The following is a 16149-nucleotide window of genomic DNA, read 5'->3' on the forward strand; positions in this document are numbered from 1 at the left end:
TCTGAGAGCTAACGCGGGGGCTGTTGAATAACTGAGGAGGAACGATGAGCCGCGAGGGGAACCTTTTGCTGGAAGTCGAAACGAAATCCGCTGACGATACCCGTTTGTTGGGTCAAGCCCTAGCCCCATTTCTGCAGGCCGGCGATATGGTGATTCTGGAAGGGGAGCTGGGTGCTGGAAAAACCACTTTGACCCAAGGCTTAGGCACGGGTTTGCGGGTTAACCAGCGGGTTACCTCTCCAACCTTCATCATTGCCCGCAGTCACACGAAATCCCCCGAGGTGCCGGGGCCGAACTTGGTTCATGTGGATGCCTATCGTCTGACGGGTGGGGACGATGTGGAAACTCTGGATTTGGAATCGGCGCTAGAGACCGCGGTGGTGGTGGTCGAATGGGGTACCGGTAAGGTGGAGGGGCTCAGTGCTCACTGCCTGAAGCTGTCCTTGTGCCGGCCTGAAAACGCCGAGGCCCCCATCACGGGAACTATCGTGGACCTGCCCGACGATACGACCTGTCAAGTTGTCTTTCGCAGTCTGGAAGGGACTTGGGATCTGTCAGGTTTGGTGCAGCAGTGGGAGGCTTTGCGTGCGCAGGCAGATGCAAGTGTGAAATCCGGTGTTGCCCCAGACACTTGCCAGCCCGGGGCGGATTTGTAAATAGGCTGATAGGAAAGCCGATGCCGAAAGTTTTTCAGGTGCGCCGCGGGTGCAAGGCCTTTCTGGGCTGGGTCCTCGTCCTGCTGAGCGCGGCGGTGATGAGTTTCGCGTCGCCCAGTGTTGGGCAAGCCGCCCCCGGGCCCACTCACCCGACTGATACCACGGACGAGGTTGTTACCGGGAGTGTTCCAGGTGCGGTGGGACAGCTGCCGCGAAGCGCCAAGAGTGACCTCCCTGACGATGTCCGTGTTTGGTTTAACACCAAGGCCGCCGCTTTGGGGCAATCTTTGCGGGAATACCTCCCGGATAGTGTAAAGGTTTCCCCGGAAGCCCCGATTGAGGTGGGAACTCCGATCCAGGTAGTGACTTGGTCTGCTCGGATGCTGCGCGGCACCTACAATCCAGACAGTGCGGTAACACCGATTGACATGTGGGTCGCCCCGGTGAGCATCGATAATCGAGATCTTGGGGTATTGGTCTATGTCTCGGACGAAAAAGACCTTTATCCCCTTTCTCAGCCAGCGCACGTAGAGACTTTGGCTCCGAAAGCTACCGCGGGGGTACCTGAACCCACCTCGAACTCGCGAGACAATAACTCGCTGGTTGCGGGCGGGTATGTTCCGGAACCGAAAAATTCTCACCTGCCCGTCCGGTCGGAGGCTCCCGGCGCCAGCTATGTGCTGCCTGATTTAGCTCATGCTTTGCTGGCAACGTCGCCGGATTCTGCCCGTTCCAGCCGTCCCGTTTATGACCCAATTGTTCGTGGCTGGTTTATTTTGAACGAGGAACGTTTGCTGCCGGTATCTAACGCGGCGCGTGCCCGCGTTGTCGGAGAGGTGACTTTGGCGCAGGTGCAAGAAGCGGTGCAGTCCTGGTGGGGAACTGTCAGTCCCACCCCCACGCCGACTGTGGAAACCCTGCCAACCAACAACAACACCTTGGTGTGGGTGGTCATCCTCGCTGTCGCCATTGTTGGTGTCGCGCTGTTGGTGGTGTGGCTGACTTTCCGTTGGCAATCCCGCACGGAAGATGTCGCCGAAGTGCTCTCCCTGCCTGACCCGGAACTCATTATGGTGCCGACATCTGCCCCGACTTCCGCTATCCCGACTTTAGCGGTGAACGGTTCTGAGGGCGAAGCGCATTAGGATTGTCCCTGTGAGTTACCTGTTTATCGATACCTGTGCCGGGGCGGGGGTTGCCCTGGTGAATTCCGAGAAGCCCAGCGATGTGCTGGTGAAGGTGAATCCTGACGGAAAAGCCCAAGTGGAGGCCCTTTCGTCCCTGGTTACTGACGTGGTTCAAGAAGGCGGCAGACCGCAAAAAATTGTGGTTTCGCGAGGACCTGCCCCATTTACCGGGCTGCGGGTTGGCTTGGTCACGGCTCGGACCTTAGGTTTTGCCTGGGATATCCCGGTGGTAGGGGTGAATGAGCTGCTCCTCCAGGCGCAGGCTGGCGCAGCGGTGCTGTCCGACCCTGACTCTGTCACTCAGACGGAGGAGCAGGCGCCGCGCTGGATAGTGTCCCTGATGGATGCCCGCCGCCATGAAGTCTATGCTGGGCTGTTCAAACTCGACTCGACGGGCGGTCGCTTGACGCAAAGCGGCACGGACTGGGTCGGTTCCGCCTCCCTTCTGGAGGAAGTCGCCCAAGGGTGGGACCGCGACTTTGCGGGGTTTGCCAACGCCGGGGTTTTCCTGGTCGGCAACGCTGCCACCCAGGTCACGGGCCAGACCCTAGACGTTAAGTTTGCGGACCTGGCGAGGGCTGCGACCTCCCTGGTGAACGGGGCGGACGGGGACCCGGAGGCACAACGGGAACTGGCCTTGCTGAGCACCGAGCCGCAGTATCTACGCCGACCGGATATTCAACAAAAGCCATAGCTGGCGCGAAAATCGCTGGTGAACCATGATTCGCGACGGTTCGATTGAGGATGCGGCAGACCTGGAACACGCCGAACATGAGTGCTTCGCATCTGACGCGTGGGACCGGGAATCCTTGGCGTCTCTGCTGGCGCAGCCAGACATCAGCTTTCGATTGAGTTTCAGCGAATCTGAGGAATTCGTGGCATGGGCCGTGTGGGGTTTTGGGGAAATGAGCATTCCTGTCGGCGACCTTCCTCCTGCTGAGCGTAACCAAGCGGTTAGTTCCACGGCTCGGGGGGACAGTCTGATACGGGTTCTCTCACTGGCGACTCGACCGGCTTGGCGGGGAAAAGGCTACGCCAGGCAGCTGCTGACAGACGGCCTGCGCCGCGGACGCGCCCAGGGCTATGCAGGAGCAGTGTTGGAGGTCCGGTCCAGTAACACGGCAGCCCAAGCTCTCTATGGGAGTCAAGGTTTCCAGATGTGGGCGCGGTTGCCGTTCTGGTTTCGAGAACCGACCGAGAACGGCCTAATCATGGTGAAAATGTTTTTCTAACTCCAATGTTTCGTAAAAATTATGACCCCGTTGAACACGCGCGAGCCCACACCTCGGGATAAATAGGGACTTTCGGCCTGAGCAACCTGGTAAATGCGCAGTTCGAGCCCCTATCCGGGGAAGCAAAATGAAACCCCTAATCCAAATCAGCCAAGTCGCGCTCAGAAAATCTTATAGGCTCGACTTCGTGGCCAATACAACACTTACTACAGATAACAAAGCAATCAAGACCACCGTTATCATCAAACAAGCCATGGCAATCACTGGCGTGTTTTTTGTGGGGTTCCTGATTTTGCATGCCTACGGGAACCTAAAGGTGTTCCTCGGGGCAACCGTTTACAACGATTATGCGCTGCATTTGCGCACATTCCTCATGCCCATACTGCCCTATGAAGGGCTGTTGTGGATTCTCAGGGTTTTGCTGATAGTTTTCGCCCTGGTGCACATTATTTCTGCGATCGTTCTGTGGCGTCGAGCCAGCTTAGCGCGTGGTTCTCGCTACATGGTTAAAAAGTCGCTAGCGACGGCTTACGCGGGACGCACGGTCAGGTGGGGCGGCATCATCCTGCTGCTGTTTGTGATTTTTCACCTGTCTAACTTCACCATGAAGTTTGTCAAGGTCGGCGATGCGGCCGCCTACGCTTCCCACCAGGTCTTTCTGGATCCGGCGGGTAATGTCGTTGACGCCGCTGGTCCCGGGATTATTTCCGTAATGGAAGGCAATCCCTACGCCATGATGTTTACGACTTTCTCGAATTGGTGGATGGTGCTGGTTTACGCCATCGCGGTGGGGGCTCTGTGCCTACACATTTCCCACGGCGTGTGGTCTGCACTACAAACCATTGGCTGGTTGCGTCGCAACACCCAGTACGCAGTTCAGATTATTTCTGGCCTGGTTGGCCTGCTGGTGTTCGCAATGTTCCTGGCTCCGCCGGTGGCTATTCTCGCCGGGATGCCGATGCTGGCGTAAGGAAGGTAAGGAAAGATAATGACTGAACTGGTTGACGGTTACTACACCGAAGGCGAAAAAATCGCCGATACTAGGGCGCCGATGGATGTTCCTATCGCCGAGCGCTGGTCTACCCGTAAGTTCCGCGGCGGTCTGGTGAACCCCACTAACCGACGCAAGCTGCACATCATTGTGGTCGGCACCGGTCTGGCCGGGGGCGCTGCGGCTGCCTCCCTAGGCGAGCTTGGCTACCACGTTGACGCGTTTTTCTATCAAGACACGGCACGCCGAGCCCACTCGATTGCCGCCCAAGGCGGTATCAACGCCGCTAAGGGCTACCGCAACGACAATGACTCCGTCTTCCGCTTGTTCTACGACACGGTCAAGGGCGGCGACTACCGCAGCCGGGAAAATAACGTCTACCGTCTGGCGGAAGTCTCTGCCAACATCATTGACCAATGCGTCGCCCAAGGCGTACCTTTCGCCCGCGAATACGGCGGTTTATTGGACAATCGTTCCTTTGGTGGCGTGCAGGTGGCGCGAACCTTCTATGCGCGTGGCCAGACAGGTCAGCAGCTGCTGATTGGCGCCTACCAGGCTCTGAGCCGCCAGGTTAAAGCCGGCACGGTCATACCGCATGAGCGTCACGAGATGATGGATCTCATCATCAAGGATGGCAAGGCGCGCGGTATCGTGACTCGTGACCTCACTACCGGCAAGGTTGAAACGTGGATTGCTGATGCGGTGGTCTTGGCCAGCGGTGGCTACGGTAACGTGTTCTTCCTGTCCACCAACGCGATGGGTTGCAACGTTTCTGCGGCGTGGAAGGCTTTCAAGCACGGCGCTTACATGGCTAACCCCTGCTACACCCAAATCCACCCGACCTGCATTCCGCAGCACGGCAACTTCCAGTCCAAGCTGACGCTCATGAGTGAGTCCCTGCGTAATGACGGTCGGATTTGGGTACCGAAGAAAGCGGAGGACTGCACCAAGGATCCTCGTGAAATCCCCGAGGAAGATCGCGACTACTACCTGGAGCGTATCTACCCCTCCTTCGGCAACCTGGTACCCCGTGATATTGCGTCCCGTCAGGCCAAGAACATGTGCGACGAAGGTCGTGGCGTCGGACCGAAGATTAACGGCGTGGCTCGCGGCGTCTACCTGGACTTCAGCGAGGCTATCGAGCGCATGGGTCGGGATAAGGTTTCGGAAAAGTACGGCAACCTTTTCGATATGTACCAGCGCATCACCGGAGACAATCCTTACGAAGTGCCGATGCGTATATACCCCGCCGTGCACTACACGATGGGCGGCTTGTGGGTCGATTACGACCTGATGAGCAACATCGAAGGCCTGTACGTGGCTGGGGAAGCGAACTTCTCGGACCACGGCGCGAACCGCTTGGGCGCCTCCGCTTTGATGCAAGGTTTGTCTGACGGCTACTTCGTGTTGCCGGCCACGATTTCGGACTACCTGTCTCACGGCGCTATGCCGAAGTTGAGCCAGGATGATCCTGCCGTTCAGGAAGCTCTGGAGCGTGTCAACAGCAAGGTGGACCGTTTGATGGCGATTCAAGGCACTCAGTCGGTCGATTCTTTCCACAAGCGCCTGGGCCACATTATGTGGGAAAAGTGCGGTATGGAACGTACCGATGCGGGCTTGCGTGAAGCTATCACAGAGATTCGTGAGCTACGTGAGGAGTTCTGGAAGGACTTGCGCATTCCCGGACGCGCCGATGAACTGAACCAGTCTCTGGAAAAGGCCTGCCGCGTGGCGGACTTCCTGGAACTCGGTGAGCTCATGTGTATTGATGCCCTGCACCGCAAGGAATCCTGTGGTGGTCACTTCCGTGCTGAATCCCAAACGGAGGAAGGCGAAGCGCTGCGTCACGATGACGAGTTCCTTTACGTGGCAGCTTGGCAATATGGCGGCTCCGAAGGGGCTGCGCCAATCTTGCACAAAGAGGACCTCATTTACAAAGATATCCAGCTGAAGCAACGGAGTTACAAGTGAACATTACATTACGAGTTTGGCGTCAAAAGGGTCCGTCCGACAAGGGCGCGCTCCATGAATATCATCTCACGGACATTTCCCCGGATGCTTCCTTCTTGGAAATGCTGGATATTCTCAACGAGCAGCTATTCGCTCAAGGTGAGGAACCAGTTGCCTTCGATTCGGACTGTCGTGAGGGTATCTGCGGGATGTGCGGTATCGTCATCAACGGCGTGCCCCACGGCCCGCACAAGAACCGCACCACCACCTGCCAGTTGCACATGCGCACCTTCAAGGATGGCGACACGATTACGGTAGAGCCCTACCGTTCGCGGGCTTTCCCGATTCTGCGCGATTTGGTGGTTAGCCGTGAAGCGCTCGATCACATTATTCAAGCCGGTGGTTATATCTCGGTCAATACGGGTTCCGCCCCCGAGGCGCACTCGGTGCCGGTTCCTAAGCCCAATGCGGACCGTGCCTTCGAGGCTGCCGTTTGCATCGGCTGTGGCGCTTGCGTGGCGGCCTGTCCGAATGGTTCGGCTATGCTGTTCACTTCGGCCAAGGTCACTCACCTGGGCTTGCTGCCGCAGGGTAAGGTCGAAAACTACGAGCGCGTGGTGGCGATGTTGAACCAGCACGATGCGGAAGGCTTCGGCGCTTGCCAGAATATCGGCGAGTGCGCGGCTGCGTGCCCGAAGCAAATCCCACTGGATTGCATAGCGTTCCTGAACCGTCAGCTGGGCAAGGCCTTCTTGAAGGGGCGGTAAAACCAGCGCGGTGAAATAAACCGGTGAATGTGGCATCTCGGAATCCGGGGTGCCACATTTTTACGCCCATAAACCGCCTTTTATTAGGTATTTTAGGAAATAAAAAGAATTGTTCTAAAAAACCTGTACATTCGTACCAAAAGGCTGTACACTTGTACTAACAGGTGATGGAGAGATGCCTCGGCACCCCTGCAGAACCCCCCATTGGAGCCTAGTGGGGAATATACCAAAGTTGGCAATCCGGCTTTGCATTCCGTGAATGGAGCGCGGGATGGACACGGAGAACAGACCAAAGATGGTCGGTTCTCCGCACAACACAGAAACAATAAACAAGCAGATGTGCGAGGTAGCGCATCAGACTATAAGGAGACTGATATGGCGAAAATCGTCAGTTCTTGGAACGATTTTGATCCTTTGAAGCGAGTGATTGTCGGACGCGCCGACAACTCTATGATTCCCCCGGAGGAACCGGCGACCTCTGAGAAGGTTCCTGTCGATTCCGAGATGCGCGGTATGTGGGGTATGCGCCCGCTGGAAACCGTTGAGAAGGCCAATGCCCAGCTCGATAACTTGGCGAAGATTCTGGAAGATCACGGTGTTATCGTCGACCGTCCTACGCCGCTGCAGTGGAACCAGGCCATTGGTACTCCGGATTTCCGCAACGATTCCATGATGACCTGTATGCCGCCTCGCGACATCTTGCTGACCATCGGTAACGAAATCATGTCGGCCGCGAACTCTTTCCGCTGCCGCTACTTCGAGTACCTGGCTTACTGGCCGTTGATGAACCAGTACTTCGAGGAAGATTCGGAGTTCAAGTGGACCCAGGCTCCTCGTCCTCGTTTGACCGATAAGTCCTACAAGCACAACTACTACGATGAGAAGATTTCTCTGGAGGAGCGCTTGGAGCGCACCGCCGCTAAAGACTTCGTCACCACTGAAGTTGAGCCCCTGTGGGATGCTGCTGACGTGATGCGTCTGGGTAAGGATCTGTTCATTCAGCATGGCTTGACCACCAACCGCAAGGCTATGGAATGGTTCAAGCGCTACTACCCCGACTTGCGCGTCCACGCCGTGAACTTCCCCGGCGACCCCTACCCGATCCACATCGACGCGACTTTCGTGCCGCTGCGTCCGGGCCTCATCATCAACAACCCGCACCGCCGCCTGCCCGAAGAACAGCGCAAGATCTTCGAAGCGAACGATTGGCAGATTGTCGATGCGGCGCAGCCGGCTCACACCACTCCGCCGCCTCTGTGCTACTCCTCCGTGTGGTTGTCCATGAACTGCTTGGTTCTGGACCACAAGACGGTTATCGTCGAGGCTTCCGAAGTTCACCAGCTCGAGCAAATGGACAAGCTCGGCATGAACGTGATTCCGGTTCCGTTCCGCGATGCTTACCCGTTCGGCGGCGGCCTGCACTGCTCGACCGCAGACGTCTACCGCGAAGGCACCTGCGAGGATTACTTCCCGAATCAGGTTGCTGATCCGACTCTCGTCTAACTCGAGTTAGTTTTCAATCCTGAATTAACACGATGACAGTTCATGCTGGGGCTGCGGAAAGTTCTTTCGCAGCCCCAGCGGGACTATAAACGCTATTTAGCGTATTTCAATCTTTTTCTACAACAAGGCATTTTTTGCGCCCCTCAAAGGAGAGGGGCTACGGGTCGAGAATTCGCAAAGGTAGTGAGGACAATGAGCACTGGAAATAATTATGTAATGAACACCAAATGGGGCGTTATCGCCATGTTCATTTCTGCCACAGGCATGGGCCTGGTCCCGCTGTTTAGTCGGTGGGCTACGCGCACAGATATGTTCGATGGCACTAAAGGCTTGAACGCTGGCAATAGCGTCGGTGCTCTCATGGCAACCGGACGGATGGCTATGGGCATCATCTTTTTCGTTTGCCTCATGCTGATGACGAAAAAGGTGAAGGTCTGGAGAGAACTAAAGATATCCCCAGCCATCATCATGGGTGGGGTCATGATTGGCCTTTCCCTGGGATGCTACGTAACCTCGACTTTGCTCACCACCGTCGCCAACGCGGTGCTGCTCATCTACATCGGCCCGGTTGTCTGCATTGTGTTGGCACGGATCTTCCGTAAAGAACCGATGGGCATCGTCCACTACGTATGTCTGGTGGCGGTGTTCCTGGGGATGTTGTTTGGTAACCAGCTCATTGGCTTTGGTGACAGTGGATTCTTCGTTGATTTTAACTTGTCGGCTTCTACCCCCGAATTCCCTCTCGCTGGACTGGGTAATCTGTTCGGATTCCTTTCCGGTATCTTCTATGGCTCATCAATGTTCTTTAACGGCTACCGCAAAGATGCGGACACGACCGCTCGTGGTGTGTGGAACTTTATTGCCGCTACAGTTGCTGCCGGCAGTTTGGCGCTGATGCTCCACCTCATCGGAACGCTTGGTAACGTCCCCGGCTGGTCTTTGGATTTGCAGCTGACCCCCTTTAACTGGGTGGGTGCGGTGCTGCTGTGGATTATCTGCGGACCCATCGCGTTGGGCTTCTTGTTGGTGGCGGGACGAAACCTGCCGGCTGCGGATTACGGCATTATTGCCTACTGGGAAGTGGTTGTGGCTATTTTCGTAGGTTTGCTTGTTTTCAGCGAGGCTCTGAATATCAACACGATTCTTGGCGTAATACTGGTAGTGGGAGGTGGGATGTACCCGAGCATCAGTATGTTGCATCAGAGCCGGAAGAACCGGAAACAGAGTCGTTTAGATAGCGCGGAGCAACCAACAGAAGTTGTGGAAACAACCGTATCCTAACTATTGAGAAATTTTTAATATACTAGCGGAACTAGGCTGTATTCCAGCAACAGATTCGGGACAAACATGACAAATAACAACCAACCTGAGAAACTGGAAACTGACGATGTTATTGTGCGACGAGCGCTGACGTGCTCGTTCCTGGGGAACTTTGCGGAATGGTTAGACTACGGTTCCTATGCCTATCTAGCCACGGTAATCGCGGTGGTGTTCTTCCCGGAAGGAGATCCCGCCGTCACGCTCATGTCCACTTACGCAGTATTCGCGCTGTCGTTCGTGGCTCGGCCCATAGGCGCCTTCGTCTGGGGATACCTTGGTGATAAAAAAGGACGCAAATGGTCACTCACAGTCTCAATCCTGTTGATGACTGCCGCGACCAGTGCTATCGGGCTCATACCCAGCTTTAACGCAATTGGCTACGCTGCCCCGATTCTGCTGCTACTGTTGCGTCTGCTGCAAGGTTTCTCGGCATCGGCAGAATACGCGGGCGCCGCCGTATTCATCGCAGAATACGCGCCAAAGAACAAGAGAGGCTTGTATTGCTCTCTGGTCCCCGCCTCAACCGCAACGGGACTGCTGGTGGGATCTTTCCTCGCCACCGTCTTGAACGCGACGTTGAGTGCGGAAATGATGCAATCGTTTGGGTGGAGAATCCCCTTCCTGTTAGCCTTTCCTCTTGGCGTAGTGGTGCTCAGAATGTGGCTGAAACTTGAAGACTCCGAGATTTATCGCAACATGGTGAAAAACCTCAACGAGACCGGGCAGAAACGCAAATCACCCCTGCGCTTGCTCTTCACCAAGTACTGGCGTCAAACCCTGATCTCCTTCGGAGTGTCGTCGCTAAACGCGGTCGGGTTCTACATGGTGCTCACATACCTGCCGGTGTACGTTGAGACCGTCGTGAAACTCAACAAAGTTACCGCAGACCTGATCACCAACGCCACACTGGTGCTCTATATTTCCATGATCTTCTTTGCAGGCAAACTCTCGGATCACTTCGGGCGAAAGAAACTGCTCATCTCCGCCTGCCTTGGCTTCATCGTGCTGATTATCCCCGGATATATGCTGTTGAACACCAAGATAGTCGTGGTGATTCTGATCGTGGAGCTGGTCTTAGCTTTCGTGCTCACTCTTAACGATGGCACGTTGTCTTCATTCCTTTCCGAAACTTTCCCAACGGAGGTGCGCTACAGCGGATTTGCGGTGTCCTTCAACCTCGCTAACGCCATTTTCGGCGGAACAGTCGGCCTGGTTTCCACTTTCATTATCAAGGCAACTGGAAATCCCCTGTCACCAGCTTTCTATATGGTTGGCGTGTCATTTTTCGCGTTGGTATGCATGGTCTTTGCCAAGGAATACAAGGATAAAGAGCTGAGGTGACGGGTAGCCTCTATTCCGCTTTGCTGCATCGTTATTTTGATGATGCTGCGAGCCGCGAAAGCAACCCGTGACAAAACAGTTACGGATGAACACGGAATAATCCCCTAAAACTTAACAGAGACCAGGAGGCATCTCCATCCGCTTTCACGTGGCGGAGGTGTTTCCTTGCCGGGAGACCTCATCTCCCGAGTTTAAGGAGAGACGCTGATGTCTCGTCATTATGTACTGGTTCAACTAGGAGGTGACCATGTCGGATAGCCATGCTTCGAGCAATCCGAGCGGGCAGACCAGCGAGCCGCAGCGCTTGGAAAACCAGAACACGTTGCTGGCCTCCGCTTTGGCACAGGCTCAAAGTGAGTTGAAGAATCTGCGCAAAGAGATTCAACGGTTACAGGAGCCGCCCCTTACTCACGGGACTGTCGTGAAACTCGTCGATTCGGAACAACGTCTCGTGGATGTTTCCGTAATGGGACGGCGCTTTCGCGTCACCATCGGCGACACGATTGCGTGGGGGAGGCTCCAACTCGGCGACACCATTTTGCTAAACGACAAAATGGTTGGCATCGGGAAAGAAACCGCCGCCGATACCGGCGTGAGCGCGGTCGTCTTGGAGCACGTGGATACAGACCGCATCCTCGTCACGGTCAATAACGATAGTGTTCGTTTGCTACGTCTGAGCGACCGGCTTCACGGTACTCGGATTCGCCCCGGCGACACGCTGCTGGTGGATTTGCAATCGGGGTTTGCCCAGGAATATCTGGCGCGACCTGAGATTGAGGGCCTGGAACTTGACGACAATCCGGGCGTGAACTGGGACCAAATCGGGGGACTCGAATCTGTCTTGACGCTGATTCGGGAAACCATCGAATTGCCAATGACCCACCCCGAACTCTATGAAAGCTATCAGCTGCGACCCCCCAAGGGCATTTTGCTCTACGGCCCGCCGGGCGTCGGGAAGACCATGATTGCCAAGGCAATCGCCACCTCGCTGAGCGAGATGCTCGGCAAGAAGGCCCACTTCCTCAATATTAAAGGCCCCGAACTGCTGGATAAGTACGTGGGCGAAACCGAGCGGCGCGTGCGTGCCGTGTTTTCCCGCGCCCGCGAAAAATCCGCGAACGGGGTTCCGGTCATCGTCTTTTTTGATGAGATGGAGGCCCTATTTAGGACTCGCGGCACGGGTGTCTCGAGCGACGTCGAAACAACCGTCGTTCCGCAACTTCTGGCAGAGATTGATGGGGTCGAGGAGCTGCGTAACGTGGTCATAGTCGGCGCTTCCAACCGCGAAGACCTCATCGATCCGGCGATTGTCCGGCCCGGACGCCTCGACATGCATATTCGCATCCCACGGCCCAATAGGGCGGCTTGCACCGAGATTCTCGGAAAATATCTGCGTGAGGACCTGCCCTATGCGCCGGGAGTAAACCCCGCTGCCTTGCGCGATGAGGTCATCGACAAGGTCTTTACTCGCGATGCGGCTACAGCCATCCTGCGGGTGACGCGTAAATCCGGCAAGGAAGAGACCTGGTATCTCTCTGACCTGGTTTCGGGAGCGATGCTGGCTTCGATTGTCGAAAAAGCTAAGGCGCGGGCGGTTCAACAAGCGCTTCGCGGCGAGCCGGGGATTCGTCTCGAACACCTGCTGGCCGCGATTCGGGATGAAACTGCAGCTCACCAAGACCTGCCGGGAGTTTCAGACCCCGAAGAATGGGCTCGGATAGTGGGGCGTTCCAAACGGTTAGACCCCATTTTGGACATTACCCCGATTCAAGAGGATTGAGAGCGCCGCGGGGGGCCGCGCGAAGGAGGAAACATATGCTGAGCGTGAAACGTATCATGTCGATAGAAACTGAATATGCCTTGAGTGATTTCCCCGCTAGTCCCTCTCCCGAGGCAGTTGCGGCAGATTCTGAAACCCAGGCCGCGCAACAGGCGGAGGCTCTGGCCCAGCGCTTATGGCGCACTTGGGCTCTGGAGGAAGCGAAAACACCGGGGGTGCCGGCGACGAATCACGTTCCCGATCCGGCAGGTGCTGCCGTCTCTTGGCGGATGCTCCCCGGAGCCGGCACTCGTTTCGACTATTCGGGAGAACACCCGGAGCTCGACGCCGAGGGCAAAGAACACCACGACTTGCCCCCCGAGGCCCGGACGAACGAGGAACTCGGCGCCGTCCTGACCGGCGTGAAAACTCGCTGGGTTACGAAAGTTGATGCGTTCGGTCAACACTACTACCGCGGCAACTCCACCATTGCTCCCAATGGAGCGAGGCTCTACGTCGACCATGGTCACCCCGAGTATTCCGCGCCGGAATGTCTCGGGCCTCTCCAAACAGCGCTCTACGACCGTGCCGGAGATGAAATCATGACCCGCGCGGCCCAGGCTCTGCGTGACAGTACTTCCCCTGACGAGGCCGGGGCGAAGGCTCTAATCCTAAAGAACAACACCGATGCGCACGGCTCGGCTTGGGGCGCGCATGAAAACTACCTCGTAGAGCGCAGCGTGGAATGGCAGCTCTTGGTGGACCTCTTTATGCCGTACTTAGTGTCTCGCCCGATTTTTTGCGGCACGGGACGTCTCGGGCTGGGCCAAAACAGTGAAACCGCGGGTTTCCAGATTTTTCAACGCGCGGATTTCATCGAAACCGAAGTTTCCCTGATGACGACGCGGGAACGCCCCATCGTCAACACCCGCGACGAGCCCCACGCTACTCGCCGCTATCGGCGGTTCCACGTCATCACTGCGGATTCCTCTATGTTCCCCTATTCCACCGCATTGCGCACCGGGACGGCCGCGCTGCTGTTGAGTCTGGCCGAGAACCTCCCCGAACGGGCTCGTGAACTCGCCGATAGGTGGGCGCTGGCGGATTCGGTAGCGGCAATCAAGGCCTTTTCCCGCGACGTCACGTTGCAACAAGCTTGCCCTCTGAAGGCCGGGGGAGCAGCTACTGCGCTCGAGATTCAGCAGGGATATCTGGAGTTTATTCGTGAAGTTGGCTTTGAGGCTGGCTCTGGGGCATCTCAGCAGGCGGACAGTGAAACCAAGTGGGTTATCGAGAACTGGGAACGGGTCTTGAACTCCCTCGAGGCAGGCTGGCGCGAAGCCACTGCCCTCGTGGAATGGTGTGCGAAACTCGCGCTTTTGGATCGCAAGCGGGATCAACTGAGCTGCGGTTGGGACGACCCCAGATTGGCGTTGTTGGATCTGAGATTTTCCATGATTGACGAGGGTTTATCTCTGGCTCGCGCGCTGGAAAAGGGCGGTTTTGAGCCACTGTTTGCCGTGGAGGAAATCCAACAGGCCTCCTGGGAGGCGCCGGCGGAAACCCGTGCCGGAGGGCGCGCTGAGCTGCTGCGGCGTTTCCCCGACCAGCTCTGGGCGGCTTCTTGGATGGCGGTTTTGGTTGACATCGGCAAGCCACAGTTGGTGCGGGTCCAGTTCCCCGACCCATACCACCCCACCCGCCAGGAAGTCCAGAAAGCCGTGGAGATTTGCGCGGCGAAGCTCGGTTCCGAAAGTGAGGACCAGGGTAAACTCGTCGCGGAAGTCCTGCAAGTCCTGGGAGTAGAATTGCCTGCGGATTTGAAATATTACTCTTGGGACGAGGGCTACTACGCCAGTGAAAGATTTAAAGAGCAATTTGAGAAAGGGAAATGATGGCGAAACAGATTCAAGAAAGCCACTCCGCCAGTGAGAACGAATCGGTTGAAGAGGTCGAACTCGCTCCACAGAATAAAATCTCCGAAGACAAACTCGATGCGTTAATCGAAGACATCGAGGACGTCTTAAACGTAAACGCCTTGAGCTTTGTCCAGAACTTCAAGCAGCAAGGCGGACAATGACACGTCTCGGAAGGGTCTGTGGCCTCGAAACCGAATATGGTGTGACCAGTGTCTACATCTCCGATGATTCCGGCTCGGAGGAACCACCGCTAGACGTAGAGGCGGCCGTGAAAGAGATTTTTGCCAGTACGGAGCGAGCCGTGCGGGTTCCTCACGGGTTTCTCTCCAACGGGGCGAGGCTCTATGTCGATATTGGAGAGCACCCCGAGTATGCTGGTCCCGAGTGCCTTGACCTCGCAGACGTTGTGGCCCAAGACCTGGCGGGGGACGCGATTATTCAAGATTTAGTCGATATTGCCAATAATAATTTGGTGAACCGCGGCATCCGGATTCACGTCTTGAAAACAAACGCTGACTCTTGGGGAAACAGTTTTGGCTGCCACGAAAACTATCAATACGGAGCGAACGCCCCGATTTCGATGCCTGCTTTCGTGTCGTTTCTGGCGGCTCGCCAAATCCTGTGCGGAAGCGGCTGTATAGACGAGGAAGGGAAATATTGCTTTAGTGCGCGGGCTCGCTATATTACCGAGGCGGCCTCTGCTGACCCCACGCATAACAAGGCTTTTATCAACACGAAAGAGGAACCTCACGCGGATTCCTCCCGCTGGCGTCGCTTGCACGTGACCTGCGCAGATTCAGCCATGTTGCCGGTGACAGTCGCTTTGCGGACTTTCCTGGCCGACCGATTTTTGCGTCTCTTGGAGGAGGGCACGAGGGAGGAGGATCTTTTCGTCCTCGATGATCCGGTCGCGGCCGTGAAAACCTGGAATTACGACCCGAATGCGCGGATGTCCGCATGGCAGGGGGACAGGCCGGTTGAGGTCAGTTGTCCGGAACTGTTGCGAGAAAGCGTGAATCTGTTTCCTGAGGGCGATGACGAATTCGGTTTGAGGGACGTGGTCGCTCGCGGCCTAGCAGCCCTGACCGAGGGGGATCTCACGGCCTTGAGTGGTGAACTCGACTGGTCTCTGAAATATCAGCTGCTTTCCCATGTCAGCGCCGGTGAGGCGAATTTTGCTGGGGCCAAAGCCCGGCGAGTAGAGTTAGCATTTCACGATTTATCGAGGCAATATGGGCTGCGTGAGAGGCTTTTGAAATCGGGAAGTGTGAAGCCGCTGGTAAGTGATAGTTGCATTGCCCGGGCTAAGGCGATTCCTCCTGCCAATACCAGAGCGTTATTACGTGGAAAAGTGGTGGAAGCGTGCGACCTTGCTGACCGGAGTGCCTCAATCGGATGGTCCTACGTGCGGTTAGATGACCCCCCTAGCCCCCAGATTGACTTGCTGAATCCTCTCGAGAGTGAATCCGCAGAGATCTCGGAGCTACTTGCAAAAATTGAAAATTTGGAACAAAAATAGGTAGG

At 56.3% G+C, this 16149-nt stretch carries 14 protein-coding genes; all 14 read left to right on the plus strand.

Annotated elements, in window-relative coordinates; translation table 11 throughout:
* The first annotated feature begins 44 nt into the window (after positions 1 to 44).
* Positions 45 to 656 carry a tRNA (adenosine(37)-N6)-threonylcarbamoyltransferase complex ATPase subunit type 1 TsaE gene (gene tsaE, locus SPI05_RS04265; protein ID WP_321076438.1) on the plus strand — a complete coding sequence of 204 codons (612 nt, stop codon included), beginning with the start codon at positions 45 to 47 and terminating at the stop codon, positions 654 to 656.
* Positions 657 to 676: 20 nt separating this feature from the next.
* Positions 677 to 1801, plus strand: coding sequence for a hypothetical protein (locus tag SPI05_RS04270; protein ID WP_321076440.1), 1125 nt, complete (start codon positions 677 to 679; stop codon positions 1799 to 1801).
* 10 nt (positions 1802 to 1811) lie between these two features.
* Positions 1812 to 2537: a tRNA (adenosine(37)-N6)-threonylcarbamoyltransferase complex dimerization subunit type 1 TsaB gene (gene tsaB, locus SPI05_RS04275; protein WP_321076441.1), complete on the plus strand. Its 726-nt coding sequence runs from the start codon at positions 1812 to 1814 to the stop codon at positions 2535 to 2537.
* Positions 2538 to 2562: 25 nt separating this feature from the next.
* Positions 2563 to 3075 (plus strand): N-acetyltransferase, encoded by a 513-nt coding sequence (locus SPI05_RS04280; protein WP_321076443.1) that lies wholly within the window; start codon positions 2563 to 2565, stop codon positions 3073 to 3075.
* Positions 3076 to 3262: 187 nt separating this feature from the next.
* Positions 3263 to 4045: a succinate dehydrogenase cytochrome b subunit gene (locus SPI05_RS04285; RefSeq protein WP_321076445.1), complete on the plus strand. Its 783-nt coding sequence runs from the start codon at positions 3263 to 3265 to the stop codon at positions 4043 to 4045.
* A gap of 18 nt (positions 4046 to 4063) precedes the next feature.
* Entirely contained in the window at positions 4064 to 6037 is a 1974-nt protein-coding gene (locus SPI05_RS04290) for a fumarate reductase/succinate dehydrogenase flavoprotein subunit (protein WP_321076447.1), read from the plus strand.
* Complete coding sequence (locus SPI05_RS04295) at positions 6034 to 6783, plus strand: succinate dehydrogenase/fumarate reductase iron-sulfur subunit (protein ID WP_282922041.1); 750 nt, start codon at positions 6034 to 6036, stop codon at positions 6781 to 6783. The genes SPI05_RS04290 and SPI05_RS04295 overlap by 4 nt, the downstream gene beginning before the upstream one ends.
* Positions 6784 to 7158: 375 nt before the next feature.
* Entirely contained in the window at positions 7159 to 8286 is a 1128-nt protein-coding gene (locus tag SPI05_RS04300; RefSeq protein ID WP_321076449.1) for a serine/threonine protein kinase, read from the plus strand.
* A 216-nt stretch (positions 8287 to 8502) separates the two neighbouring features.
* Positions 8503 to 9567: a DMT family transporter gene (locus SPI05_RS04305; RefSeq protein WP_321076450.1), complete on the plus strand. Its 1065-nt coding sequence runs from the start codon at positions 8503 to 8505 to the stop codon at positions 9565 to 9567.
* Positions 9568 to 9633: 66 nt separating this feature from the next.
* On the plus strand, positions 9634 to 10947 hold the full coding sequence (locus SPI05_RS04310) for an MFS transporter (RefSeq protein ID WP_321076451.1): 1314 nt from the start codon (positions 9634 to 9636) through the stop codon (positions 10945 to 10947).
* A gap of 247 nt (positions 10948 to 11194) precedes the next feature.
* Positions 11195 to 12727, plus strand: a complete 1533-nt coding sequence (gene arc, locus SPI05_RS04315; protein ID WP_321076453.1) for a proteasome ATPase — start codon at positions 11195 to 11197, stop codon at positions 12725 to 12727.
* A gap of 35 nt (positions 12728 to 12762) precedes the next feature.
* Complete coding sequence (locus SPI05_RS04320; protein WP_321076455.1) at positions 12763 to 14601, plus strand: proteasome accessory factor PafA2 family protein; 1839 nt, start codon at positions 12763 to 12765, stop codon at positions 14599 to 14601.
* Entirely contained in the window at positions 14598 to 14786 is a 189-nt protein-coding gene (locus SPI05_RS04325; protein WP_295027035.1) for a ubiquitin-like protein Pup, read from the plus strand. Before SPI05_RS04320 ends, SPI05_RS04325 begins: the two co-directional genes overlap by 4 nt.
* A complete protein-coding gene (locus SPI05_RS04330) occupies positions 14783 to 16144 on the plus strand; it encodes a proteasome accessory factor PafA2 family protein (RefSeq protein ID WP_321076457.1) in 1362 nt (453 codons plus the stop codon). The genes SPI05_RS04325 and SPI05_RS04330 overlap by 4 nt, the downstream gene beginning before the upstream one ends.
* Positions 16145 to 16149 lie beyond the last annotated feature (5 nt).

Origin of the sequence: Mobiluncus sp., assembly GCF_034180645.1 — a bacterium.
Classification (GTDB): domain Bacteria; phylum Actinomycetota; class Actinomycetes; order Actinomycetales; family Actinomycetaceae; genus Mobiluncus.

Coding starts and splice junctions, on each gene's coding strand:
- tsaE (WP_321076438.1), top strand. CDS start 45: ATGAGCCGCGAGGGGAACCTTTTGCTGGAAGTCGAAACGAAATCCGCT.
- SPI05_RS04270 (WP_321076440.1), top strand. CDS start 677: ATGCCGAAAGTTTTTCAGGTGCGCCGCGGGTGCAAGGCCTTTCTGGGC.
- SPI05_RS04280 (WP_321076443.1), top strand. CDS start 2,563: ATGATTCGCGACGGTTCGATTGAGGATGCGGCAGACCTGGAACACGCC.
- SPI05_RS04290 (WP_321076447.1), top strand. CDS start 4,064: ATGACTGAACTGGTTGACGGTTACTACACCGAAGGCGAAAAAATCGCC.
- SPI05_RS04300 (WP_321076449.1), top strand. CDS start 7,159: ATGGCGAAAATCGTCAGTTCTTGGAACGATTTTGATCCTTTGAAGCGA.
- SPI05_RS04305 (WP_321076450.1), top strand. CDS start 8,503: ATGAACACCAAATGGGGCGTTATCGCCATGTTCATTTCTGCCACAGGC.
- SPI05_RS04310 (WP_321076451.1), top strand. CDS start 9,634: ATGACAAATAACAACCAACCTGAGAAACTGGAAACTGACGATGTTATT.
- arc (WP_321076453.1), top strand. CDS start 11,195: ATGTCGGATAGCCATGCTTCGAGCAATCCGAGCGGGCAGACCAGCGAG.
- SPI05_RS04320 (WP_321076455.1), top strand. CDS start 12,763: ATGCTGAGCGTGAAACGTATCATGTCGATAGAAACTGAATATGCCTTG.
- SPI05_RS04325 (WP_295027035.1), top strand. CDS start 14,598: ATGATGGCGAAACAGATTCAAGAAAGCCACTCCGCCAGTGAGAACGAA.
- SPI05_RS04330 (WP_321076457.1), top strand. CDS start 14,783: ATGACACGTCTCGGAAGGGTCTGTGGCCTCGAAACCGAATATGGTGTG.